Raw genomic sequence first — 593 nt, forward strand, 5'->3', positions numbered from 1 at the left:
CTCGCCGAGGCCGGGCTTGTCGCCATTCACCAGCCGGGCAACGACGCGGAGCCCGGCGGCCAGCCAGATGTGACACTGCTCGAAAGGGTGCTCAGTGGACTTCGCAAGCTCTAACGACGCCGGTCTCTCCGCGCCGTCGCGTTCCACGACCTCCGCGAAGATCGTGATCGCGGGTGGGTTCGGCGTGGGGAAGACCACGTTCGTGGGGTCGGTGTCGGAGATCAACCCGCTGCGGACCGAGGCGGTGATGACGTCGGCGTCGGCGGGGATCGACGACTTGACGCATACGGCGGGGAAGACCACCACGACGGTGGCGATGGACTTTGGCCGGATCACGCTCGACCAGGATCTGATCCTGTACCTGTTCGGTACGCCGGGTCAGGATCGTTTCTGGTTTATGTGGGACGACCTGGTCCGGGGTGCCATCGGTGCCGTCGTGCTGGTGGACACGCGGCGGCTGTCCGACTGCTTTCCTGCGGTGGACTACTTCGAGAACAGCGGCCTGCCGTTCGTGATCGCGCTCAACGGCTTCGACGGCCACCAGCCGTACTCTCCCGAGGAGGTGCGCGAGGCGTTGCAGATCGGGCCCGACG

Annotated in this window: 2 protein-coding genes; both read left to right on the forward strand. The window is 66.3% G+C overall.

All coding sequences use genetic code 11. From position 1 onward, the window contains the following. The coding region (locus DEH69_RS09135) for a DUF742 domain-containing protein (RefSeq protein WP_113686413.1) at nt 1-114 on the forward strand (114 nt) is incomplete at its 5' end. After that, a partial coding sequence (locus tag DEH69_RS09140) for an ATP/GTP-binding protein (RefSeq protein ID WP_113686414.1) occupies nt 95-593 on the forward strand: 499 nt, incomplete at its 3' end. The genes DEH69_RS09135 and DEH69_RS09140, both read left to right, overlap by 20 nt.

It is taken from the genome of Streptomyces sp. PT12 (assembly GCF_003311645.1).
Taxonomy (GTDB): Bacteria; Actinomycetota; Actinomycetes; order Streptomycetales; family Streptomycetaceae; genus Streptomyces.